This window comes from Armatimonadota bacterium (assembly GCA_020354555.1).
Taxonomy (GTDB): domain Bacteria; phylum Armatimonadota; class Hebobacteria.
The window spans coordinates 1,052,296-1,059,053 of record CP070648.1; the positions used below are offsets into that span (position 1 = coordinate 1,052,296).

General features: G+C 64.9%; 3 protein-coding genes. 1 reads left to right on the plus strand and 2 read right to left on the minus strand.

What is annotated here, in order from left to right:
* The coding region (locus tag JSV65_04340; GenBank protein UCH35585.1) for a beta-galactosidase trimerization domain-containing protein at positions 1–2,195 on the minus strand (2,195 nt) is incomplete at its 3' end.
* Between the two features lie 258 nt (positions 2,196–2,453).
* Between JSV65_04340 and JSV65_04345 the strand changes: the two genes are divergently transcribed.
* Positions 2,454–4,946, plus strand: a complete 2,493-nt coding sequence (locus JSV65_04345) for a CehA/McbA family metallohydrolase (protein UCH35586.1) — start codon at positions 2,454–2,456, stop codon at positions 4,944–4,946.
* Between the two features lie 165 nt (positions 4,947–5,111).
* On the opposite strand, the gene JSV65_04350 is transcribed toward JSV65_04345, so the two are convergent.
* A partial coding sequence (locus JSV65_04350) for a hypothetical protein (protein ID UCH35587.1) occupies positions 5,112–6,758 on the minus strand: 1,647 nt, incomplete at its 5' end.

The window sequence follows — 6,758 nt, forward strand, 5'->3', positions numbered from 1 at the left end:
ATTGGCCTGCCGCGCGGGTCGTCGGGCACGGGTACATTGTAGTTGACCGCGTGGAGCAGCATCAGGTCATCCCCACGGTAGGCGTGAAACCGTACTCCTGCGGCCCGGCGCCCGTCAGCCAGGCGAATGCGATAGCCCAGCCCGCGCTCAATCCATGGTATCAAGCGCGCCCGATCGTAGTAGCGGTCCACCCCAATCATGCGATCCAGTTCGTACACCGCCGCCGCGCTGCGCCCCGCAGGCACGTTGAGGCTCGCGGCGCTGTACATCGCGAAGTCGAGCGCATCTTCCCGGCTGATGTTGTCGGCGCCGATGAGCGAAGCGACATTCACCGCATGCACCCACCTGCCGTCGCGCGAAGACCTCAGGCCGCTTGCGCCGCGCCTCGCCGCCGCAAATGGCTCGGCGAACGCGTTCTCGTGTCTCGGCTTGCCGGCGTCGTCGCAGCAGCCGCTCTCACCGGTTAACACGACGAGCCCACCCGACGCGGCGAATTCCTCCACAGCCGCCGCCCCGTCGTCGCTGAGATAGCGCGCTTCCGGCAGAATGAGCACGTCATAGTCGCGCAGGACATCAGCCGTCAGTTGTCTCTCGACGATGAGATCGAACAAAACGTGCTGGTCGGCGAGGTAGCGACTGATCTGGTACACCTGACGCAGGTGGCTGTGATTCTCCATGTGCAACTCGCGGAAGAAGCAGCCGATGGCGACATGGGCGTAGCTGCGGAGCCCGGCGAGCAGCTCCGCATTCCCGTCGAAAAACGCGCGGTAGCGCGCGCGGATGTGCGGGAACCGCGACGTCAATTGGATGTAGGCGCCGCCGCCCGCTGCCAGAGCCTGCGCGTGAGCAAGCTCGTCCGCGCCTTCGTTCGCCCCGCGCGATGACATCACCGTGCCCGCCACGCCCAGGGCCAGCGCCAGCTTCTGCTGAAGCAAGTGATCCACGTAGAACCCATGTGCCACCCGGCCTGCGTCACCGTCCTCCTCGTACATCATCGCGTCCATCGCCGGGGCCCAGGTCTCCACGTCGTGGGCGATCTCCTCGCGGAATTCCGTGGCGTCGAAGCTCAGCATCGCGCCCCAGTTGGGGAGAATGTAGAAGTCCCCTCGCACCTCGCTGCCGACTTGCTTGATGAAGGCCAGATTGTGGCGGATGCTCTCGGCCCAGAACAGCTTCGTCTCCGACCACAGCGCTCGCTCCTCGGCAGTGCGTACGCCCCACTGCGAGAGATCCGGTGAGCCGAACATCTTCTCCAATTCGCGCGGCGCGTAGTGCTGCTCCATCCACTTGCGGTAGTCGTGAGCGCGGCCCCATAGCCAGCCGTTGCCGCCCTCCTCGAGTCGCGCCTCATTGAGGTCAGCTGTGCCGAGCCACCGGATCAGCTCCTCGTCGCTGAACGTGTCGGCGAGGAACTTCTTGAAAGTCGGCTCCTCCTTGACCCACTCCAGCCGGCTGCCGCGATAAGCCGGCTCGATCTGCTGTGGATCCGCGATCCCGAACCGGCGCCTCAGCTCTTCCGGCGAGTACGTGCTCGCGAGGTGGCCGCGGAACCTCTCGCGGCAGTATTCGCAGTAGCAGTTCAGTATGCAGTTGTCCACGAACACGCCGTCATATCCGACGCGCGCGATCGCGGTGACGATAACGCGCTGGTACGCATTGTAGTAGGGGTTGTTGACACACGGCGCGAAGCGGAACATGCCGCGGCGCGTGAAGTGCTCGTGGCGCATTTCGTAGTTGAAGTGCGGCCGGCCGTTTCGCTCGCGCGCCAGCCAGTGCAAGGAGTCGGCCTCCGGCCGCGGCCCGATCTCCAGGTCCAGGTACTCGTCCCAGTGATCGTAGAACTCCCACACGCCTCGCCGCAGTTTCGGATCGCCCGCTATCGTCTGGTTGCAGATGTATGGGATGAATGTCTTGACGCCGACGGCATGGATCCGCCGGACCATGTCGGCGATGCGCGCAGTGCGGTCTCGCATCTCCTCGACCGATAGGCGCCGAGCTGCGTCATCACCAAGCAGAACCACCGGGCCGGCCGTGTTGGGAATCGGCGTGTCGTGGGCCACATGCAGCAGGTGCGGCGGCGCGTCCGCGATCCGTTGCACGAGCGCGTCGGGTTCGTCCAGGTGTCCGGCATATCCGCCGTAGTCGAGGATGTATGTGAACGGCGTGGTGGTCAGTGGGAAACGGGCACCGGCCATGCTGCACCTCGGACCTCGTTTGGCGACTGCTTGTCCGCGCTGCCGGCCAAATCCTGCACGAACGGGCGTCGCCCGTCCCAGGGATGAGTCGAGCCGCGCGCCGGCAAGCCGTACGCTCGTCACGGATCCCGGAGACGCGCAGGGAGGCCGGCACAGCCCGTAGAAGGCAACATCGTGTCGCGGCAGCGCCGCGGCGAACGTCCGTCATACGGTTGAGGCGCGGAGCCCGCGAACGGATTCCGCGAAGGAGCATCAGAGATGTCCACGTTCCGAACCGTCAACCTCACTCGCCACTTCAACGCCACGGGAAAGCCCAGGAGCCGCCTGTGGGATAAGTCCGCACAGGAACGCTGGCGGCACCTCCCGCGGGGCGCGCAGCAGTTCTGGGGCATCCCGTTTCGCCTGGGGGCGAAAGACCTCAGTAGGAAAGGGCTCATCGTGCTCGATCGTGCGGGGACGGAGGTCGCAGTCCCTCTGCGCGGCACCGCCACTCACTTGTGCGTCCTGCACTTCTCCGACGCATCGAAACGCGTCGAGTTGGTCGGCGAGCATCTTGCCGACTACACTGTGCAATACGCGGACGGCGGCGAGCACACCCAGCCCATTCGTACGCGATTCGAGATCCATCCCTTCGTCGGCGCGTGGGGGGGCGCGGCTTACGCGGCGGCGGGAGCGCACATGACCAGGGTGGCGCCGGAGGACATGGCCGGCAAGGCCTGGGGGATGTACCAGACCGGGGTTGCCGGTCAGCCGGTCCAGTGCGCGTCATGGGTTTATGCGCTCGAGAACCCGCGCCCTGAGGCGGCGCTGGCCGGCCTCGTTCTCAAGCCCACAGGCAAGCGAGCGATCGCCATTCTCGGGCTTACGCTCTACGAAGGCCCTGGACACCCACTGCGCCACGTCCCGCGTCGCATCTACCGTCTGCTGCTGCCGCCCGAGGCGAAAGCTAAAGCCTCCGACGTGAGTGCCAGCCTCGATATGGGCCATGTGACTCGGCTGTACGCAGTCCCGGCCAAGCCTGACCAGCGATGGCTCGACTCGCCCGAGCGCGGTCTGGGCACCGCGAGGGCGGAAGACAAGCCGACCCGGGAATTCCTGCTCCACGCAACCGGAGCGGAAGGCGCCACGCTCTCGGTGCAGTCCGGGAGGAAGCAGTACAGCATCCCGTTCGGCGAAGCGTTCGACACAGGCAAGGCCGGAAGCACGAAGGGCAAGGCGCGGCTGCAGCTCTTGCATCCCCGCACGACGTGGATGCACGTGACTGTCGTGGACGACGCGACCGGCAAGCCGACGCCGACGCGGATTCGCTTCTGCGGCAGCCACGGCGAGTACCTGCCGCCTTATGGCCACCACGAGGTCGTCAACGACCGCTGGTTCGAGGACTACGGCGGCGATCTTCAGCTCGGCGGCGCCAGCTTCGCCTACGTGCCGGGGCGCTTCCAGATCGAGCTTCCCGTCGGCGAGGTATGCTGCGAGGCATCCAAAGGCTTCGAGTATGAGCCGGTTCGCCGGAAAATCGAGATCAAGCCCGGCCAACGGGAGCTTGAGCTTCGCATTCAGCGCGCCGCGGATTGGCGGCAATCCGGCTGGATCACCGCCGACACCCACGTTCACTTCATCAGCCCGCAAACCGCGTGGCTGGAAGGTCAGGGCGAAGGCCTTAACCTGATCAATCTGCTTGCGTCGCAATGGGGTAAGCTGTTCACAAATGTCGCCGACATCACCGGAGAGGCATCGGGGTGCTCGACGGAGGACACCATCGTCTGGGTCGGCACCGAGAACCGGCATCACCTGCTCGGGCACATCTCGATGCTCGGCACCCATGGAGACCCTGTGTTTCCAATGTGCGCCGGAGGGCCGCACGAGGCTTACCTCGGCGATCCCGACGTCACCACGCTGACCGAATGGGCCGAAACGTGCCGCAGGCGGGAGGGCGTCGTGATCCGCCCGCACTTCCCGTTCCCGACCTGCGAGGAGCCCGTCTATTTCGCTCTGGGGCAACTCGATGGTGTCGAGCTGCGCCGCTACGCGGACCCCGCGTCCGGGTCGCTCGACGAGTTTTGCTTCAAGGAGTGGTACCGCTACCTCAACTGCGGCTATCGCGTGGCCGCGGTCGGTGGGACTGACAAGATGAGCGCCGGCATGCCCGTAGGCGGTGCGCGGACCTACGCGCGTCTGGCCTCGGACGATGGGTTCTCTTTCGATAGCTGGGGCAAGGCCGTGCGCGCGGGCAGAACGTTCACCACATCCGGCCCGCTCATCACGCTGAAGGTTGAAGGGCGTGAGGTCGGCGACGAGATCCAACTGCCTTCAACCGGCGGCACAGTCGAGGTCGAGGCGGAGGCCACTTCGATATGGCCGATACACCTGCTCGAGGTGGTGGCTAACGAGCGCGTCGTCGCTTCCGCCGACGACAAGAGAGGCACGCACAGGCTGGCGCTCAAGGCCAAAGTGCCGGTGAAGCGAAGCTCCTGGATCGCCGCTCGCTGCGGCAGCCGCCTGCGCGTCCATCACTGCTGGCCGATTCAGCTCGGGGCGCACACGTCGCCGGTGTACGTCATCTGCGGAGGCCAGGAGATGTTCAGCGCGGCCGACGCCGCGTATATGCTCACCCTCATTGACGGCGGCCTAACCTACCTCGACACCATGTCGGTCCGATACGACGAGGCACGGCATCGGCAGATGAAGGCCGTGTTTGGCCGCGCGCGCCGCGAGTTGGAGACCCGGCTGCACGGTCACTCCCACGGTTGAGCGCCAGCGCCGCCGGCAACTGGTGCTCTGTCAATCGTGTTTTGATGTGCTCCTACGTCTCGCGACTTCAAGCGAAGTCGCGCCCGGTGCGCTCGTCTGGGCGCGCGGTCGCCTGACCGCGCGAGACGCAAGATCCGTCATTCTAATGTTAACGCAGCACTAGGGCTACTTGCCGACGCGGACGTTCCAACCCTCGACTTTGACGACGGGTGTCGCTCCATCCAGGTCTCCAGACGCGAACGCGCCGCTCACCGTTCGCGTCTCGCCAGGCAACAGGCTGAAGTAGTTGTCCTCCCAAAACGTCGGCGCCACCTCCAGCCCGTTCTCGCCCTTGGTCACCGCGACATGCACCATGAGGGCCAGATGCTCGGTCGAATTGTGTATCCTGACGCGCGCCTTGCCTTCCCCGTCTTCGCCGGTGATCTCGGATGCAACGTCGAGTTTGACTGGTGGCAGCTCCGCAAGTCCGGTGTAATCCGCGCTCGACTTGTAGCGCAGGAAGAACTCTCGGTCTTGCGTGTAGCCCTGGGCCTCTATGACGTCCGGCGCCGTCGAGAGCCAGTAGAGGTTGCTCGAGACCTCCTTGCCCGAGGCATCGTTCAGCTTCAGGCTTAGGAAGTAAGTCTTCGTTAGGCCCTCCGGCAACTCGATGGTGAACGCTCTTGCATTGCCGTCCGCCGCGACACCCACCGTCGCGCGTCGCGCGTACTTCTCCGTCATATCCGTGTTGAGGATCCTTGCCGTGACCGTCAGGTCCGCGAAATCCCTGTAGTACGCATTGACGACCCACACGGAGTTGTCGTCGTACGAGTACTGGACGTGCAGCGCCTCGCACGCCTTCTTCGCGCCGTAGTACGCGCCACCGACCAGCAGGTACCAGTCAACCAGTTGCCAGGTGGGCGAAGCGGGCCACGCCGTGTCATACTTCCACTGCGTGATGCCGGTCGCGGAGTACTTGTTCCTCCCGTACGCCTCGTACATGGCGCGGGCGCTTTCGTAGTTCAGCGCCTGCCCTTTCATACAAAACTCCTCGATGCTGACCGGCGGGCCGTAGCGCGCATTCAGCGCCTCCCGCAGTGTGTCGAAGTAACGTCCCCCTTGAATGACGGTGTGAAAGGACCAGGTGTCGGTCCACGGCGGCCACAGCGCATCCCGCGGCATCATCCTGCGCATACTCTCGATCGGCGCAATGACGCCGCCGATGCCCCCGGACTGCGCGAACCCCCACGCGCCTCTTTCCGTATCCACGTAGTAGTGTGTCGGGTCGGCATAGGTCCACAGCTGCCGGCTCCCCGTGCGCGTGCCGCCGGTCTTGAAGCGATCCGCGATGGCGAACGCGCCCGAATGCGGCTGATATGTGCGCTCCGGGGTGTACCCGGCGATCAAGTCGCGGTACGCCTGATCGAGGTTCTCGGTGGGAAACGTCTCGTCGTGCCCGAGGAAATGTACCAGGCTCGGGTGGTTGCGAATGCGGAGTATCGTGTCCTTCACGCACTCGATCGCCAGTTCCTCGTTGGGAATGCTGCGCCCGAAGAGCCGCTGCGTGACCATCACGCCGTACTCATCACAGAGGTTGAAGAAGTCCTCCGTCTCGCGAATGGAGAACCCCTCCGAACGGAGCATGTTGAGGTTAGCCTCCTTCGCGTACCGTACGAGGACATCGTAGCGCCTGCGGTCGAGCCGCAGCAGCATGTCGCTCGTCATCCACGCCGCCCCGCGAATGAGGATCCGCTTGCCGTTGACCATGTAGACTCGCCAACCCTCGTCGTTGACGTATGTCGTCGCCTCGCGTATGCCGAAACGCGTGCTCAG

Excerpts from the sequence above, each read along its gene's own strand:
- JSV65_04345 (UCH35586.1), top strand. The coding sequence starts at position 2,454 with ATGTCCACGTTCCGAACCGTCAACCTCACTCGCCACTTCAACGCCACG.